At 42.8% G+C, this 18,042-nt stretch carries 14 protein-coding genes; 6 read left to right on the top strand and 8 right to left on the bottom strand.

Going from position 1 to position 18,042, the window contains the following annotated elements:
• Positions 1-94: 94 nt before the first annotated feature.
• The 6 genes from GTQ43_RS22910 to GTQ43_RS22880 all read right to left on the bottom strand — a co-directional run bounded on the left by GTQ43_RS22910 (position 95) and on the right by GTQ43_RS22880 (position 5,787).
• Positions 95-2,248: a tetratricopeptide repeat protein gene (locus GTQ43_RS22910; protein ID WP_265275033.1), complete on the bottom strand. Its 2,154-nt coding sequence runs from the start codon at positions 2,246-2,248 to the stop codon at positions 95-97.
• A gap of 249 nt (positions 2,249-2,497) precedes the next feature.
• Complete coding sequence (gene psb34 / locus GTQ43_RS22905) at positions 2,498-2,677, bottom strand: photosystem II assembly protein Psb34 (RefSeq protein ID WP_265275032.1); 180 nt, start codon at positions 2,675-2,677, stop codon at positions 2,498-2,500.
• A 214-nt stretch (positions 2,678-2,891) separates the two neighbouring features.
• Positions 2,892-4,466 carry an FAD-dependent oxidoreductase gene (locus GTQ43_RS41505; protein WP_414859133.1) on the bottom strand — a complete coding sequence of 525 codons (1,575 nt, stop codon included), beginning with the start codon at positions 4,464-4,466 and terminating at the stop codon, positions 2,892-2,894.
• Positions 4,451-4,912, bottom strand: coding sequence for an FAD-dependent oxidoreductase (locus tag GTQ43_RS41830; RefSeq protein ID WP_265275031.1), 462 nt, complete (start codon positions 4,910-4,912; stop codon positions 4,451-4,453). The genes GTQ43_RS41505 and GTQ43_RS41830 overlap by 16 nt, the downstream gene beginning before the upstream one ends.
• A 121-nt stretch (positions 4,913-5,033) precedes the next feature.
• Entirely contained in the window at positions 5,034-5,432 is a 399-nt protein-coding gene (locus GTQ43_RS22885) for a hypothetical protein (RefSeq protein WP_265275030.1), read from the bottom strand.
• Positions 5,433-5,448: 16 nt separating this feature from the next.
• The gene (locus GTQ43_RS22880) at positions 5,449-5,787 is read right to left on the bottom strand and encodes a (2Fe-2S)-binding protein (RefSeq protein WP_265275029.1); all 339 of its coding nucleotides are present in this window, start codon (positions 5,785-5,787) and stop codon (positions 5,449-5,451) included.
• Between the two features lie 75 nt (positions 5,788-5,862).
• On the opposite strand from GTQ43_RS22880, the gene cimA reads away from it, so the two are divergent.
• On the top strand, positions 5,863-7,590 hold the full coding sequence (cimA, locus tag GTQ43_RS22875; RefSeq protein ID WP_265275028.1) for a citramalate synthase: 1,728 nt from the start codon (positions 5,863-5,865) through the stop codon (positions 7,588-7,590).
• A gap of 481 nt (positions 7,591-8,071) precedes the next feature.
• Here the strand turns inward: cimA and GTQ43_RS22870 are convergent, their stop codons facing one another.
• Positions 8,072-8,305 carry a hypothetical protein gene (locus GTQ43_RS22870; RefSeq protein WP_265275027.1) on the bottom strand — a complete coding sequence of 78 codons (234 nt, stop codon included), beginning with the start codon at positions 8,303-8,305 and terminating at the stop codon, positions 8,072-8,074.
• A gap of 160 nt (positions 8,306-8,465) precedes the next feature.
• Between GTQ43_RS22870 and GTQ43_RS22865 the strand changes: the two genes are divergently transcribed.
• Positions 8,466-10,586 (top strand): NAD(P)/FAD-dependent oxidoreductase, encoded by a 2,121-nt coding sequence (locus GTQ43_RS22865; protein ID WP_265275026.1) that lies wholly within the window; start codon positions 8,466-8,468, stop codon positions 10,584-10,586.
• 54 nt (positions 10,587-10,640) lie between these two features.
• Here the strand turns inward: GTQ43_RS22865 and GTQ43_RS22860 are convergent, their stop codons facing one another.
• Positions 10,641-12,194 (bottom strand): hypothetical protein, encoded by a 1,554-nt coding sequence (locus tag GTQ43_RS22860; protein ID WP_265275025.1) that lies wholly within the window; start codon positions 12,192-12,194, stop codon positions 10,641-10,643.
• Between the two features lie 968 nt (positions 12,195-13,162).
• Here GTQ43_RS22860 and GTQ43_RS22855 point away from each other — a divergent pair.
• From GTQ43_RS22855 to GTQ43_RS22840, 4 genes are all read left to right on the top strand, one after another.
• The gene (locus GTQ43_RS22855) at positions 13,163-14,617 is read left to right on the top strand and encodes an aminotransferase class V-fold PLP-dependent enzyme (RefSeq protein WP_265275024.1); all 1,455 of its coding nucleotides are present in this window, start codon (positions 13,163-13,165) and stop codon (positions 14,615-14,617) included.
• Between the two features lie 113 nt (positions 14,618-14,730).
• Positions 14,731-16,017, top strand: a complete 1,287-nt coding sequence (locus GTQ43_RS22850) for a sulfite oxidase (protein WP_265275023.1) — start codon at positions 14,731-14,733, stop codon at positions 16,015-16,017.
• 76 nt (positions 16,018-16,093) lie between these two features.
• Positions 16,094-16,885 carry a sulfite exporter TauE/SafE family protein gene (locus GTQ43_RS22845; RefSeq protein WP_265275022.1) on the top strand — a complete coding sequence of 264 codons (792 nt, stop codon included), beginning with the start codon at positions 16,094-16,096 and terminating at the stop codon, positions 16,883-16,885.
• Between the two features lie 141 nt (positions 16,886-17,026).
• Entirely contained in the window at positions 17,027-18,019 is a 993-nt protein-coding gene (locus GTQ43_RS22840; protein ID WP_265276521.1) for an RNA ligase (ATP), read from the top strand.
• The last annotated feature ends 23 nt before the right edge of the window (positions 18,020-18,042 follow it).

Below are 18,042 nucleotides of genomic sequence, written 5' to 3'. Positions count from 1 at the left end.
GCGTAGTCCGTCGTAGACATCGCTACCTTACTTGATAAATTGATTAGCTGTCAAGTTAATATCAAGTTAATACTGAAAGTTTTCGGTATTTTCCTTATAACTTTGACAAAATCTCTGGCAACAACTGCCTAGGAACTTTAGATAAAGCTAGATTTTGTCCTTGTATACCTAATTCATTATGAAAAGCACGAATAGTATTTACCACATAAGTGAAAGTTGTTTGATAAGCCTCTGGTTGTTTGCTTAATCCGTTTAAGGCTTGCAAATGGTTGTCTAATGCTACTTCTAGATATTGAGAACGTGTTGCTTTGTCACTATTAAATGATTTATCTATTACTAGCTGATAATATGCTAGTCCCAGGTTGTTATGAGAGGCAAGCAGATCGAAACTTAAAAGAGTAGCACTCAATGAGTTAGCCAAGGCTATAGCCTCTTCATAAGCGTCTATACATAGTTGTAGATACTTTTGCCGTGCCTGTTTAGTTGTCTGAGATAGGTTTGCTAGATGCCAGTAAGCAGTACCTAGATTATTTTGTGTTGCAGCGCAAGCACTGGGAACATTAGCTGGAGTGCGATATTTGAGAGCTTCGCTATAGAAATTAATAGCTAGCTGGAGATTTGGGACAGGTTGTTCGTATTGTGCCAGATTCCAATAAGCAGTACCGATGTTGTTTTGAATCATGCCATGCTTCAGTGCTTCCTCTTGGGGATTGTAGTGTACCAGTGCTTCGTTGTAAGCTGCGATCGCTTTCTTTAAATGCACAATTGGTTGATTGTATTGTCCTAGATGCCAGTAAGCAGTACCCAAATTGTTCTGGCAAGCCGCATACTTTAATGAATCCATATCGGCTGTACGGTAGCTGAGTGCTTCACTGTAAGCTAAAATCGCTTGCTGCCAATTTTCAGACGGATGAGAAAAACGAGCTAAATCACCATAAGCCGTCCCTAAATTATTTTGCACACGAGCGTAAGTTTCTGGATGTGTCTGCGGCGAAATCATCTTTAACGCCAACTGATAAAATTCTATTGCTTGCTCTATATAAGTTTGTCCCTCCTCAGAATTGGGTGGTGTACGGTATAGTATCCAATAGAGCGTACCTAAGTCATTCAAGATATCTGGGAGTTGTGGTGAGGTTTCGTCATAGCTAATTGCCTCCTGGTAGGCAATAATTGCTACCATAAGATTTTCTAGGGTTGAGTCTCCTTGCTCAATGCGAAGGCGGTATAAAGTACCCAAGCGATGATAAGCTTCTGCCAATATCTCCCCTAGAACTTGCTTTTCGTGTAATTCTTCAATCTCCAATAAAATCTGCTGCGTTTGGAAGTAATTCTCAGTATTTTGAGCAGAGTTGGTGTTAATTGTTGCTATGACTAACTCTGCTAATTCGCTACTAACATAAGATAAAGATGACAGTGATTGATTATTATTAACACTGCCAGACCTATTAGTAGACTCCTGCGGTTGTAGCGTAGCTTCTTGAGTTTTATGTACACCATTCTCTTGTATCTCTGCTGGGAAATTGGAATTATTCTCAAACTTCAATTCGGTGGCTGCGGTTCTGAGTTCTGCTTGATTAAGTGATTGATCTAAATCTAAGTTTCTAGAACGTGAAAAACTTTCTGGATAGCCAGAATTTTGAGTAGCTGGTGTGGGTTCTCCAGCAAATACAAATACACCAGTTCGACAACGCCAAAACTGTGGTGCTGATTGCTTGATTGCAGATAACCAAGGACGGGGTATCCACAACAGCAAGTTAGATTCTAGGAATCGGCTGGATTCTTGTGTTGAGAAATATTGTTCGCTTAAACGCAGGTAGTGCAAAAATAACCGTTGCGTTGCGACTGGTTGCTTAGTGAGATGCTCCACGCCTACAATCTGAAACGCTGGTACTGGATAAGGTCTTCCAGGGGTATCTTTTGATGCCCCAACAATTGGCGGTGGATAGTTTGCCAACCATTGATTTATCTGGACTATGGGATTGGGATCGTTTAAATTCAAACGCAATGTGACTAATCGCGGATAAGCTGAAGTGCTATTTTCCTGAGCATTTGATGACTGATATAGCACCTGTCCAACAGGATAAGCCAATGTAGAATGCAAACGGGCTGCTACTTGATTTCTTAAGTGTAAATTATCACATACAGCTAAAAAAAGTTGTCGTCGTAAGCCAAGATTTAGGGCAAGTTTCAGGCGGTGATATACTTGCCGATTCCAATTAGAATTATTATTGTGTGTAGTATCATTCACGCTTAAAGAGCCAAAATACGGTATATATCACCTTTATAGGTGCATGCAAGTGGGCTAAACTCATCATAAATAATCGGATATTATACGGTTTAGAATAAATTGAGCTTTAAGTTTAACAATAAAAATAAAGTATAATTATATACTTTGATTGCTAATTCAATTTTAACAAAAAATAAAAAAGCAGGCCCCTTTTAAAATAGGAACCTGAAAACTATAAAGAAGATGAAATTTTCTGAAAATATTTTATGATTAAGCGCTCTTAGAAACAAAGAAGGCGACTAGAATCAAGCCGACAACCAAAGCTGTAGCGGCAATTCCTAGTAAAATATAAGTTCGTTTTTGCCCTTCTGTGGGAGGTTCTGCTTGATAAATCTTTGGTTCCCGGGCAAAATTATTCAGAAGGCCGCCTTCTTCATTGGTATAGGGCATGAATTAATTCCTTTATCTTTATCGTTCATTTAATGTTACATAAATGCTAAATCTGCTCTAAAACTGCTAGACAAATCGTTACATTATTGGGCATTGATTAAAGAGGTAGAGGGACGGGGTGCGGGGTGCGGAGGGGAAAACTCTTCTCCCTTGCTCCCTTGCTCCCTGCTCCCTGCTCCCTTGCCTGTCTATACCATGCCCCATACCCCATTCCCTAATTAGTAATTGTCCCAGTGAGAGGTGAACTAGGACTGGCGTAATCTTTGATGGGCATTCTGCCGGCAAGGTATGCTAGACGACCAGCTACTGTTGCTAAGTTCATGGCCCGAGCCATTGCTGCTGGGTTTGGAGAAAGAGCGATCGCACTATTAATCAACAAAACATCTGCTCCCAATTCCATTGCTTGGGCAGCTTCTGAGGGTGAACCAATACCAGCATCTACCACCACCGGTATACCTGCATTTTCAATGATAATTTGGATGTTAGCGGTTGTTTTTAGCCCTTGTCCAGAGCCAATGGGCGATGCTAAAGGCATTACCGTTGCACAGCCTACTTCTTCTAAACGCTTGGCTAACATGGGGTCAGCGTTTATATAAGGCAATACGACAAAACCTTCTTTCACTAATTGTTCTGCGGCTTGTAACGTCCCAATTGGATCTGGGAGTAAATACTTAAGGTCAGGTATTACTTCTAACTTGACAAAATTATTATCTTCCTGCCCTAACAATTTCGCCATTTCTCGCCCCAAACGCGCTACGCGAATCGCCTCTTCAGCAGTTTGGCAACCTGCGGTATTGGGTAACATCCAAATTTTTGTCCAATCTAAGGCTTCAGCTAAACCTTCATGTCCGGGGGCTTTGGTTTGTACCCGTCTGACTGCCACGGTGACAATTTGGCAATCACTGGCGGCGACACTTTGCTGCATTTCTTCAATGCTGCGATACTTACCAGTTCCCGTCATTAAGCGGGATTGGAAGGTTTTGCCAGCAATAATTAGCGGGGAGTCTTGAATGGGGAGTGGGGATATTACAGGATGATAACCGTTAGAGAAATTGGCAGAGTGAGTCAGCATTTGGGTAGAGGTAGATTCCTTGGATTGGAAGCGCGAATAGTGAAAATTAGCAAGTAGAGGATCGGGCTTTTGTTCTAAGATTAAATCGGCAATCAATGCAGCTGTAACGGGTGTAAGTAGAATCCCATTCCGGTAATGACCTGTAGCAAGGGTTAAATTTTGACAGTGGCTAGTGCCAAGGATGGGTAACTCATCGGGGGTAGCTGGGCGAAATCCCCACCAGAAGTCTTGGATGGGATAATCTTTTAACTGGGGATACAGGCGGATAGCAGCTTGTAATAATTTTTGAATGCCTTCTGGGGTGTTGTTGGGGGTAAAGCCAACGTCTTCGCTTGTTGCCCCGATAATCAGGCGATCGCGTCTTGGTACGATATAAATATTCTGCCCAAACAAAACCCGCTTCAACGGCAATTCTGGCGCAAATTCTGGTATTTGCACACTCAGCATTTGTCCTTTTCGAGGTAGCACAGGTAGGGGTAATAACTCATTTGACCAAGCACCGGAAGCTAAAACATAGTGCGCGGCGCGAATCATTCCGACATTGGTTTGCACGCCAACCACTTGTCCTTGCTGCTGTAAAAATGCTTCTACTGTAATCCCGTCTCTGAGTTCAACACCAACAGACTCAGCCGCCGTCCGTAATACCTGTGCTAGTGCTTTATTATCAACTTGTGCGTCTTCAGGATACCACCAGCCACCAACTACCTCTGCTCCCAATCCTGGCTGATATTGATGAATTGCCTCTTTATGTAACCAGTAAGCCGGGGATGAAGTAGAAGAGGCAGGGGAGCGGGGGGAAGGGTGCAGAGGAGAGAAATTTTCCCCTTGCTCCCTGCTCCCTGCTCCCTGCTCCCCTGCCCCCCTGCCTCTTCAAAGACGGGTGCGAGAATACCACAGGGACGGTAGCCAGTATTTAAGCCGGTTAGTTCTTCTAGTTTACGTGTCCAATCGGGATATAAAGTACGCGATCGCCAACACAAAGAACGCATTGCCCCATTGGGGATTTTTTCGGCATCTGGTGCTAACATCCCGGCGGCGGCGTGGGTAGCAGCAGCCTGGAAGTCACGACAAAGCACGGTGACGTTTGTCCCGCGCAGTTTTAGTTCAATGGCGATCGCTAAACCAATAACACCGCCACCAATAATTACGATCTCACTAGTCATTAGTCATTTATCATTAGCTATTTATGATTAGCCACTTATCATTAGTACATAACTAATAACTTATAACTAATTAACTCATAACTTATAACTTATAACTCGTAACTAAAGACGGATATTATCGTTACCACAAGGCTCGAATTGGTTCGTTGTTTTGGTTTGTGTTGCTAGATGGCGTATCGGTTGCAGAACTATCTGTATTGTTTTCTGTTGTACTGTCAGAAGGTGATGTTGAGTCAGTAGAAGGATTCTGAGCTACGCTACTCCTGTTGTTGGGTCTGGGAGCTACAATACTGCGTCTATTTTCGTTTGTTTCAGGTGTTTCATTTCCTTCTGTTGCAGTTTCTTCATTTTTGCTGCCAGCACTGCTATTAACATTGATATTAGCTGGGAGAACTTTGGCTGCTTTACCAGAGGGAGCGTTAGCGGTTTGCACTCCCATCGGAAAATTTATGCCTAGTAACGTACCAAGCAGAATGGCCAAACCGCCAGCCATCAAAATTAAGGGTGTCCATCTACCCATCTTGTCTTACTCCTTTTTAACCTTTTGGTGTCCACACTATTCGAGAACCTTGTCCCCAAAATCCATCAAACTTTGTCACTTTCACATCGCCTAAAACCAGAGTTTGACAAGCTAAACGCAAGTCTGTTGTAGGAGAATGGGGAGGAAGCGAACGCCTGGCTCGATCGCGCCAATTCGCTGCTGATACTTCGCCCTCTACCTTAACCGCACAGGTTCCGCAACTGCCAATACCCCGACAGTTTATTACCTTAGCACCGTCATTGTAGAGGTGAATACTATTTTGCAGCAAAATTTTTCGGAGATTGGTTCTGCTTACGCACTCAATTGTTTTACCTTGAGCTAGTATTTTAGGCATTTTTAAATTGCCAAACTGGCATTTTGTTGTATATTGACACATTGCCTTGAAAGTTGTCTCGTCGGTCCCAGTTTTATGACCACAAATTCTTCACCTCAACTTTGGCTCTATGACACTACATTACGGGATGGCACTCAGCGCGAGGGGCTATCTGTATCGATAGAAGATAAGTTACGCATTGCCAAGAGACTCGATCAACTGGGAATTCCCTTTATTGAAGGCGGTTGGCCTGGTGCTAATCCCAAGGATGTACAATTTTTCTGGCAACTCCAAGAAGATCCGCTCAAACAGGCTGAAATTGTGGCTTTTTGTTCGACTCGCCGTCCCAACTCTACTGCTGCCACCGAACCGATGCTACAGGATATTTTGGCTGCGGGAACTCGCTGGGTAACGATTTTTGGTAAGTCTTGGGATTTACATGTCACAACTAGCCTCAAGACGACATTAGAAGAAAATTTGGCGATGATTCGTGACACCATTGAGTACCTCCGTTCTCAAGGGCGGCGGATTATCTACGATGCCGAACATTGGTTTGATGGTTACAAGCACAATCCAGATTATGCTTTACAGACATTAGAGGCTGCGATCGCATCTGGTGCTGAATGGCTAGTCCTCTGTGATACCAATGGCGGCACTTTACCTCATGAAATTGGCCAAATTGTGCAAGATGTGGTAAAGGTAACTGGGGAATGGGGCAGGGGGAATGGAGCAGGGGGAATGGAGCAGGGGGCAGGGGGAATTATTGAACAAGTCTCTCCGTCTTCCTCCTCTCCCTTGTCCTTTCTTCATACCCAATCGTCAATGCCCCAAATTGGCATTCATACTCATAATGATTCCGAAATGGCGGTTGCTAACGCTTTAGCCGCTGTGATGGCAGGGGCAAAGATGGTACAGGGGACAATTAATGGTTACGGTGAACGTTGTGGTAATGCTAACCTCTGTTCGTTAATTCCCAATTTACAACTGAAGTTGGGTTACAGTTGTATCACAGAAGACCAGCTAACACAACTTACAGAAGCTAGTCGTTTTGTGAGTGAAGTCGTCAACCTCGCGCCAGATGAACACGCTCCCTTTGTGGGACTTTCGGCTTTTGCCCACAAGGGTGGTATTCATGTATCAGCTGTAGAACGTAATCCCCTAACTTACGAACACATTCAGCCGGGACAAGTCGGGAATCATCGCCGCATTGTGATTTCTGAACAGTCTGGACTGAGCAATGTTTTAGCTAAAGCCCGCAGTTTTGGCATTAACCTCGATCAGCTAAAGGCAGAAGCCAAGCAAATTCTCCAGCGCCTCAAAGATTTGGAGAGTGAAGGATTTCAATTTGAAGCCGCAGAGGCCAGTTTTGCGCTACTGATGCACGAAGCTTTGGGAGATCGCCAGAAGTTTTTTGAAGTCAAAGGTTTTCAAGTCCACTGTGATTTGATTGAGGGCAAAGAAACTAGTAACGCCCTAGCTACGGTCAAAATCGCTGTTGACGGCAAAAATATTCTGGAGGCGGCGGAAGGGAATGGCCCCGTTGCCGCTTTGGATGCAGCTTTACGCAAGGCTTTGGTGAATTTTTATCCCCAAATAGCAACCTTTGATTTGACAGATTACAAAGTACGGATTCTCAACGGACATACGGGCACTGCGGCAAAAACCCGGGTGTTGGTAGAATCGGGCAATGGTCGTCAACGCTGGACGACGGTAGGGGTTTCTACCAATATTTTGGAGGCTTCCTATCAAGCAGTGGTGGAAGGTTTGGAATACGGTTTGTTATTGCACTCCCAAGGGTCGGCGGCAGTGAAAGCTTCTAGTTGACAAAAGTGATATTTTGTGTTTGGGAAGTTTGCGTTTTTCGATGAGAAGGGAAAGCGATCGCTTAAGTGCGATCGCTTTCCATAAGTCCAGTTAAGGCTAAAACTCTTTGTCAGGATTCCTATATGTGCCAATATGTGCCAAAAACATTTATTCCGCTAAGGTTTCGAGGCGGCAATCAAAAGCATAAGGATGAACCCAAAAAAAGACCTCCACTAGAAAGCAGAGTTCTTTGGCTTTCAGAACGTTGTAAAATTTAAAATTCAATTAGCAACGTAAAACGCTGATATGGTTAATTTAGTGGCTTCTGTGCCATGAATGCCAAAATAGTAAGCCAATTGCCAATCCTATACTGAAAACTATTGTTACTCCTATACCTAAAATGCGTAGGCGCAGCCCGCCGTAGGCATCGCCAATATTCCAATATTTAGGTGCAGACCTAGAAATCTAATACTGTGACAAAAAATTCATCTTATGCAGGGTTTTAGGAAAACTTTTCCCACGATTGGGCAACTAATTGGCTCAACCAGCGACGTTGTTCCCGATCTAGCAGTGGATCGTCTGCTAGCAACTGAGCGGTTAATTCTTCCAAAGATTGACCCTGAGCGCGGACAATTTTAATAACTCCAGCGATCGCAGCAGCAACAAGTTCTTCGTCAATCGGCTGTTGTCGCAGAGCAATAATTTCCTGGGGACTGTCTGGAATGGGATAATTCATGGCGTAGGTTTACAGAAATACAAAATGAACAATAAATTCAACAAACTTTTAAATTTTCTTTACTGAATCTTTACCAAACTAATAGCGCGGAGTTTACCTTACTTTGTGCTTTCATAAAATCTGTCTTAGTGAGTAGATTGCTCGGAGATGTCAGGAAACGATGAGAGAAATCCTTTATTTAGAAGTCCCAACTCCAGAAATAGAAACTGTGCGTAGCTGGCTACAAACAGATTTTGAACCTGGAAATGGAGAAAAAATGCTAACTTCGGAAGGCTTTCGCCTCAAAATACCCAGTGCTAATACAGAGGCAGGGGCGACTTTTTCCGAAAACTTACATGCGGAACTTTCAGTATTTGTCTGGTCAGTACAACGAACTACATATTTAAAAGTGTTTCGTTGGGCAGAAAAACCCTTTCCCAATGAGGGAAAAATTCTGCAACACCTGACCAAAGAAATCAGAAACCGTTTTAGGCATCATTACCCAGAACCACCAGCGATTGATTTATCCCAGGAATCGATTTTTGCTGCGCTAGGGTCTGCTTATCCCCTCACCGTCAAGTATTTTCAGAAAATGCCTAATGGTGAATACGATCTAACCCGTGCCTACTGGTGGGAACAACGATGGCGCGAAGGAGTACGAAATCCGCAGCAGCCGCGTCAAGTCGTCTTTTCGCAGGGGATGAGGGGAGCAGCGGGAGATAGAAAAATAATATCTCCCTCATCCCCCACTTACGACATCATTTACATCGGCGGCGCACTAGGCGCGATTCATGCAGCACTGATGGCAAAACTAGGATATAAAGTCCTGCTGGTGGAACGAATGCCCTTTGGCCGGATGAACCGAGAATGGAATATTTCCCGCGATGAGATTCAAAGCTTGGTTAACCTGGGTTTAGTCACCCCCACAGAGTTAGAAACCATCATTGCTAGAGAATACAAAGATGGATTCAATAAGTTTTTTGATGCGAACAATCCATCCAAACTGCGATCGCCCGTTCTGCACACACCCACAGTCCTAAATTTAGGCTTAGATTCCGAAAAATGGCTCCTTATGTGTGGGCAAAAGCTGCAAGCGGCAGGCGGCGAAATCTGGGATGAAACAGAATTTATGCGTGCAGATATTGATATATCACAAGTTATATTGCAAGTCAAGCACTTACCTAGTCAGGTTGAAAAACAAGTAAGTGGACGACTGCTAATAGATGCAATGGGAACTGCGTCACCCATCGCTTGGCAGTTAAATGGTGGTCGGGCCTTTGATAGTGTATGTCCGACAGTGGGAGCGGTAATTGAGAGCGGATTTGAGCCAGGGGTATGGGATTCTCAATATGGGGACGTGCTTTACAGTCATGGGGATATTTCACGGGGAAGGCAGTTAATTTGGGAACTGTTTCCCGCAGCAGATGATGAACTGACGATTTATTTATTTCATTACCACGAAGTCAATGCTGAAAATCCCGGTTCCTTGCTAGAGATGTACGAGGACTTTTTCACGATTTTGCCAGAGTATCGCAGGTGCGATATGGAAAAATTGGTGTGGAAGAAGCCGACGTTTGGCTATATACCGGGTCATTTTAGTGTCGGAAGTAGCGATCGCACAGTTGCCTTCGATCGATTAATTGCGATCGGTGATGCCGCATCACTCCAGTCTCCCCTGGTATTCACCGGTTTTGGTTCCCTAGTTCGCAACTTAGAGCGCTTAACAACCCTGTTAGATACTGCTCTCAAACATGACTTGTTGAGTTTCCGCCACTTGAACCGGATTCGCGCCTACCAAAGCAACGTTTCAGTGACTTGGCTATTTTCTAAAGGAATGATGGTACCCACTGGGAAATTCTTACCACCCCAGCGCATTAACTCCATGCTTAACACCTTCTTTGGATTGTTAGCAGACGAACCCCAAGAAGTAGCAGATAACTTCATCAAAGATCGGTGTGATTGGTTAACCTTTAACCGCCTAGCACTGAAAGCAGCTAGGAAAAATCCCGCCTTACTTTTATGGATTTGGGAACTTGCTGGGCCTAGAGATTTAATGCGATGGCTTGGTAGTTATTTCAACTTCGGTCGTCATGCTCTAATTAGCGCTTTGCTAAATCCGTGGTTCGGGCGCTTTTTGAACCGCGTAGGTTTTTGGCTAGAACCCCGAAATCCGGGCTTGTGGCTGTGGCTGCTAGCGATTAATTATGCGATCGCCACAGGCAAACCGCGATCGCGCTCTCAAGTAGCAAAAGCCAACCCAGAAGCCATAATTCCGAAATCAGAAGCAAGAATTCTCAATTAGTGATTGGGTATGGGGCATGGGGCATTCAGACGCGATGAATCGCGTCTCTCTTTACTATTGACCTTTGGGGCGAAAATTCGGTAGTTCCACAGATGCCAATGACTTACGCCCCTTTGGTGGACGCTGTGGATAAACCACAGGTGAAGGTGAATTAACTTCACTGGTGTTATCACCTAAAGACTCTGGGGAAACATCATTTTCTGACAATTTCAACTGTGACAATTGAGAAACTTCTGACCAGTAATCGTCAGTTTCTCCCACAGGCGGCTCAGTGTGCAAGGAAGTAGCGGAAACTATTAAGTCGTCATTGGCTGGTGAAAGTACAGAATCCGCCGTCCAAGAATTAGAGGTAGTTGCAGGAGGATTGATTTTTGCCTCTAACTGATTCTCCCGTAGATTTTCTGTATCTTCGTCGTCTTCTAATATTGTTGCCAAAGTCTCCCAGATAGGGGCATTATTACCATCCACATCTGTTTTTGCAGTAGGCGGTGGTGATGCAGATTCAGTCTGGGAGGTGAAAAACATTTGGATTAGACTATCCAATTGCTGATCTAAATTGGACGATCCCGGAGTTGAAACAGCTTCTGGTGTATTTGGGGAATCGTCAATTTTTGGAGAGGGGATAGGAGGTTCTGCTGGCTTTGGGGTATTTTGCTTAACCGACCAGTTCCAAGGAGATGAGGGCGGTGGAGTCGGTTCATTTCTTTGGAATGGGATTGGTGCTGAGGGTTCGCCCCAAGAATCATCTCCATTTTCAGTCAAAGATTCTGATTCTGCTGACCAAGGTTGAATCGGCTGGGCGTTAGGAAACAAAGACCGAGCTTTTCTAGAAAATCTTCCTTGTCCGCTAGTTATATCTTTAGGATGTTTTGCAGTATCTTCTAAGGAGTCATAACTAGGAACCGATGTATCTAAACACTTTTCTAAAGCCGCTTTAAATTGCAGCGTTTGGCGTTGTTGTCGCATCAGTCTAGTACGTAACTCCCGACAAACAGTTTCAGACTGCAATAACTGCTCAGACTGTTCGTTGTTATTAGTGTGTAACAACGTACATTCTCGCTCTAGCTGGGCAAGGCGTTGTTGGCTAATTTGTAGCTGGGCTTTATAACTATCAGTGAAAATTTCTTGACGTTGAATAGTTTGTACAGCGGTTTCTAATTGTTGAAATAGAGATTTTATTTGTTCTTGAGCCGCAGCCAGTTCTTGAGTATGTTGGTTGAGCATTGACTCAGTAACGCTAGAGCGCGTTTTCTGCCACTGCAAAACCTTTTCAGACTCAGCTAGGTTGTCTTTTAGCTGCTCCACTTGTTCATACAAGTTATTGTTAGCCGCACGCAATTCTTCGTTCAATGCCAGCAGGTTCTGAAACTCTGAGTCAATAAGTGCTTGCTTGCCGATTTCCGGCTCTGCAACCCAGTCCTGCTGGGTGGTATCTTTTGAAAATTGTCTATCTTCAGCTGGCATGAGGAGTGGCAGTTGTTTAACTGCCATACTGTCATTAGGCACAACTGAGTAAAAGGGACAACTCGCCTGCTCCGATTGTGGCGAATTAGCAGAATTTAGGGATTCCATCACAGCCCCCTTGTTTGAGGTGTCAGCTTCATTCATCACTCTTGACCCACCTGCCTAAAAATATCAGCAGTGCTGGCATTAGCATTGCTTATCAACTTTGTCTAATCAGGGTTTGCTCTAGAAGCTAAGTTTAACTCTCTCCAGGCACCAGCAATTAATCATCAATTGGTGTTCCCCATTTTGGATCTAGACTGATGCCGTTATAACACTATGATGCTCTTCCCCGTCAAGAAGGGGCAGGGGAACGGGGAAGACTAATAAAAGTAGTACCTCTGTTTTATGGAAGTTTTTATATGAAAAAACTGACTAAACATATACTTTATTTTTTAGAAGCGCATCCGTCTTAAGATATAAAATTAAAATGTGTTCTTCAATACGTTTTTATACTGACTTGTTTGTTACTGAGGATCGATGTCAGTACAAGTATCTACTATTCGATGATAATTCTGTTATTTTGAGCGATCGCTATTTAATGTCAGCAAACAGCTAAGGGCTGATGCTAGAACCACAATGTTATGAAGTCATGACTTATCCGAATAAATACGTATAAAAAATTATTGAAGATGTAATAACTAACCCAAGTGAATTATAAAACTTTCTTAAAGAATAATCTCAAATTAATATGGGCTTTTTTCTTAGTAAATACACTCCTAGCAAGCAATTTCAGGCTTAGTTAGTGAGAGGCTTTTTCTCTCAACTTGCCTTCAATACGTCAAGTTTGTTTAATGACTACAAGAAAATTGTTTAAAGTATACTTAATTACTTACGAGTATTTGCTACATTGCAATATAATTAACAGTTAGATTGTTTTATTCAAGTGTTAGTACGGATACACTTTTTAATTCATTTATTAAAGAATAATTGGAGTAACCGAGTTTTCTACTAGCTATAAAGTAATTATAAAGACCGTAATTACTACCAATGAATGTGAGATTAAGTTAGAAAAAGCGTTGTGGTAGCTAGGCTTTTCCAAAAATTCTAAGTTTAAAATAGGGGTGCTAAAGATGACCGACATACTTTTAACGGGTGTAAATATAAAGCAAGAAGCTGTCCAATTACCGCTAGTTGCAGAAAATTTTGATAGTTTTTGGGAGAAAGAAATTAGACCGTTATTTACAGATGAGTCTCTATCTTTTCGGGTAAAGACTCTTAAGGGAAACTATGTTACATACGTCAACTTGGATAATGGAGCTACAACTACTCCCTTTGCAACCCTTAAGCAGCATGTGGATGATATGCTTGACACTTATGGCAGCGTGCATAGAGGTTCTGGGCAAAAATCCATCATCACAACACGAGAATATGACGCTAGCCGGAACGTTATTCGGGACTTTGTGGGGTCATCTTTAAACAACTATGTCATCTTTGCGAAGAATACAACAGAAGCAATTAATGGAGCCGCTACACTTTGGGCAAAAAAACCTGGAAAAATCTTAGTTTCTGATATTGAGCATTCATCAAACTTACTCCCTTGGGTTACTAGAGACGAAGTTGTGCAGTACAGAACCCAACCGGACGGAAGTGTAAGTGTTGCAGAAATAGAAGAAATTTTCAAGGCACACCAAAATCTTCCTGAAGCCGAGCAAATTAAGTTAGTAACTATTACAGGTGCTTCAACAATTACAGGTTACAGACCCCCAATTTACGAAATCGCATCTTTAGCACATCGGTATGGTGCGAAGATTTTTGCCGATGTGTGTCAGTTAATTCAGCATGAGCGAGTAGATATGCGTGCTGATGATGACCCATGTCATTTAGATTTTGTGGCTTTCTCTGGACACAAGATGTATGCACCTTATGGAACTGGTGTTTTGCTTGGGCCAAAGGAATTTTTTGATAGTTCTTACCCTTATCAAATTGGTGGTGGGAACCTGCCTTATATCACCAGAAATCTAGAGATCAAGCGTTTTTATACAGAACGGGCCCATGACCCTGGGACACCAAACGCAATGGGGGCGATCGCCATTGCCAAGGCAATTGATATTATCGAAACACTAGGGCGCGATCGCATTGCTCAGTATGAACACTCTCTAGTTGAATTCACATATACACGGCTTAGGCTGATTCCTGGAGTTAAATTACATATCCCAGGAGATAATTTAGCCCATGTTATTCCCTTTGATATTGATGGGTTTGATGGACGCTTAGTAGCAGAAATTTTGGCACAAGAATACGGAATTGGGGTCAGGGCTGGGGCTTTCTGCACTTATGAATATATTCGCAAACTCAAGAATATTTCGGATGAGCGAGACTACGAAATTGCTCAAGAAGTAGACAGGGGAATTACGCGCAACATTCCTAGTATTATCCGCGCCAGCTTTGCAGTATATAATACATTAGAAGACTGCGATCGGTTTATTGATGCGATCGCACAAATAGCTAAAAACGGATTTGACTACTATTTGCCCAACTACATACAAGATGAAATAACTGGTGTTTGGACAGCGACAAACAGCTAATTTTTGGGGCATGGGGCATTAGTTATTAATTCTAGGACTTACGCAAAACCAGATGCGTAGGGGCAATTCATGAATTGCCCCTACCTGAGAATAGAATTACAAGGAGTAATAGGTTGAGCGATAAAAACCTCTTTGACCAGGAGGATTATCTACAGGCACGGGTTGATGAGTGCATCTGGCAAAAAAGCACAGATGCAGGTATGTCGCGCCAGCGGTTTCTGAAAATACTAGCCACGATGGTTGGTGCAACAGCCATTGGAGGATTAGCTAAACCTGCACCTGCTCACAGTCAGGCAGGTGTTAAAACCAAAGCTAGTAAAATACTTAAGCCATTGCCACCTGGGTATATCTCTCATGGCAAAGGCACGTTAGAAATGAACTGGGAAGCGATGTATGGGCGTGGTTATTTAGTACCAAACGATTGGTTTTATGTTCACAACCGCAGTACACCTCCAACCTTTGACCCATCTACATGGCGTTTGCAAATTCATGGAACTGGGGTTTCTGTGCCTTGCGAATTTACTTACGATGAAATCATCGCTATGCCATCCATCTCAGTCACCTGTGCCATAGAGTGTGCTGCTAATGGTCGGCGCTTCTTTGAAGAGGCTTACAACACACCACTATCTGGAACTCGGTGGAGGCTTGGAGCCATTGGTGTGGCTGAGTGGACGGGTGTACCAATGAGCATATTATTAGAGCGGGCTGGATTGAAATCTACAGCGAAAGATGTACTCGTTGAGGGTGCAGATTTTGATTCGCTGGACTCAAAGGACACAAATAAATCCAAGTTCAACAATGTAGTTCCCATTGCCAAAGCACTTGCAGATAACTCCCTCGTTGTCTATGCAATGAACGGAGAACCATTACCTCCAGATCATGGCCAGCCATGCCGTGCCCTATTCCCTGGTTGGGGAGGAAACGCCAACGTTAAATGGATTGAGCGGATTGAAGTTTCTGAAACGCCGATATATACCCAGTGGGTAACAGAGCAGATGGTACTGGTTGGTGCTGATTACCCAGCGATCGCACCATATAAAGGTAAGCTGATTACCTATCAAAATGTTAAGAGCGCTTTTGAGTTAGCTTGGCCCGCTACACTTTCGGCTCAAACTCACTTACTACGTGGACGTTCTTGGTCTGGGAAAGGAAAAATTACCCGTGTAGAAGTCAGTCTAGATGGCGGTAAAACTTGGCAATATGCCCGACTTAGAGAACCAAACTTTCCATTTGCATGGACACGGTGGGACATCGAATGGAACCCAGTTCCTGGTGAATATTTTCTCCGAGCTATTGCTACTGACAATTTAGGTAACACACAACCTATTACAGTTCCGTGGAATGATTTTGGATTGCTCTACGGAGGCGTTGTTAGTCATCCGGTGACAGTACGGGGATGAGGGATGTTAGGAGACGCGATTAATCGCGTCTGTACAAGAAATGCCCAATGCCCCCTAGAAAAAAAATACCTAATTTATGATTGATTTTAGTTGGTTAATTTTAGTAGCTGGAGGTCTAATATCTGGAGTTATAGCTGGACTTTTAGGAATAGGTGGTGGTATCATTACAATTCCTCTTTTAGTCACACTAGGTTATACTCCCGTTCAGGCGATCGCTACTAGTAGCCTTGCGATCGTGATTACTTCAATTTCTGGAAGCTTACAAAATTGGTGGATGGGCTACTTTGACTTTAAACGAGTAATTTATTTAGGAATTCCAGCTTTTTTAACTACTGGAATAGGTGTATATTTCGCCAACAAAATTCCATCCTATATAATACTCTTTACATTTGGCATCATACTACTCGCTAATATCTATTTGATTGAGCTTCGTAAACAACTAATTTTAAAAGAGAAAGAGAATACAGAGCCAGTATTTAACTCATTGGTTTCTAAAATTGGTACTGGGGGAGCAGCAGGGATTTTAGCAGGTTTATTTGGCTTAGGTGGCGGTACAATTATGGTGCCACTACAAATGTTACTACTAAAAGAAGAAATTAAAGTCGCAATTCAGACTAGTTTAGGTGTGATTGTTATTACTGCCTTAGCTGCCTGTACAGGACACGCTCTAGAGGGAAATATTCTGTTTTTTCAAGGTATAGTTTTGGGATGCGGAGGTCTTTTAGGCGTTCAGATGAGTACTCGCACATTGCCAAAACTGCCAGATTCGACTGTGAATTTAGTGCTTCGCATCTTCTTGGGTACACTATCAATATATCTTTTTTGGGAAGCTTGGATAAATTATCAACAAATAGTTACTAATTCGTAATCTCACGCCACTAAAAGAGAGCCAAAGTCTAAATTTTCAAAGGATTTCAGCCTGATTTTGACACGGATGCTAACTGTACGCCCATACTGTGTACTAAATTTAGAGTTTTTCTAAAATCTATTTTTTCAAAAGAGGTGAGCTATAAGTATTTTTAAAGTTGAAGTTGTTAAAATCAACAGTATTAATCCTCATCCTAATGCTGATAGACTAGATATTGCCTCTATTGAAGATATGGGGTATCAAGTAATTATAGTCAAAGGAAACTTTCAGCCTGGTGATTTAGGTTTTTACTTTCCGATTGATAGTGTTATTCCAGAAAACTTTTTAGATCGGTTTGGTATTCGTAACTACTACTCGAAAAAACTGCGTGCTGCCAAACTTTGCGGAATTTTTTCTGAGGGTTTGCTTATTCCCGTTGGTAATAACTTTATGGGAAATGTCGGAGACGACTACACGGAGTATTTTGGTGTCACAAAGTACGAATATCCAATTCCTCAAGGGATGAGCGGGGAAGTAGAAAGTTTTATTGGACATTACAAATTCCCCAGTCCAGAAAACCTTAAACGTTACAAAAACATCCTAATTGAAGGTGAAGAAGTTGTTGTAACAGAGAAGTTGCACGGAACGAACTTCTCTGTTTTAGTTGATGCTGATGGCACAACTAAAATTGGCAGCCATAATTACTTCTGGAAAAACAGCGAAGTAAACAAAAAATTAGTTTATATTCGTGCTTACAACGAAAACGAAGCTTTACAGAAACTTCCGCCAGGAACTCAGATTTTTGGCGAAATCTACGGCGTACAAGATATCAAATATGGCTTGAATAATGGCAATATTGGAATTGCTATATTTGCTGTGCGTCGCGGTAGTTATTTTCTCAATTACAGCGATTTTGTGGCTTTTTGCAATGAATTTGCTTTGCCGAAAGTGCCCGTGCTTTATATCGGTGCTTACACTTGGGAAGCGGTGTCTCAGTTCAATAATGCCAATAGTGTAGTTAGTCCCAATTGCATCATGGAAGGCGTTGTTGTGCAACCGGTCATTGAGAAAACGCATCCAGAAATAGGTAGAGTAGTCTTGAAGTTGATTAGCGATCGCTATCTGCTCCGTAAGGATGGAACTGAACTCCATTAGGTTCTACTCAAGTTTTGGTGGCG

Origin of the sequence: Nostoc sp. KVJ3 (assembly GCF_026127265.1) — a bacterium.
Lineage (GTDB): Bacteria > Cyanobacteriota > Cyanobacteriia > Cyanobacteriales > Nostocaceae > Nostoc.
Note: the sequence above shows the minus strand (reverse complement) of the source record. Positions and strands in the feature narration are given on the sequence as shown.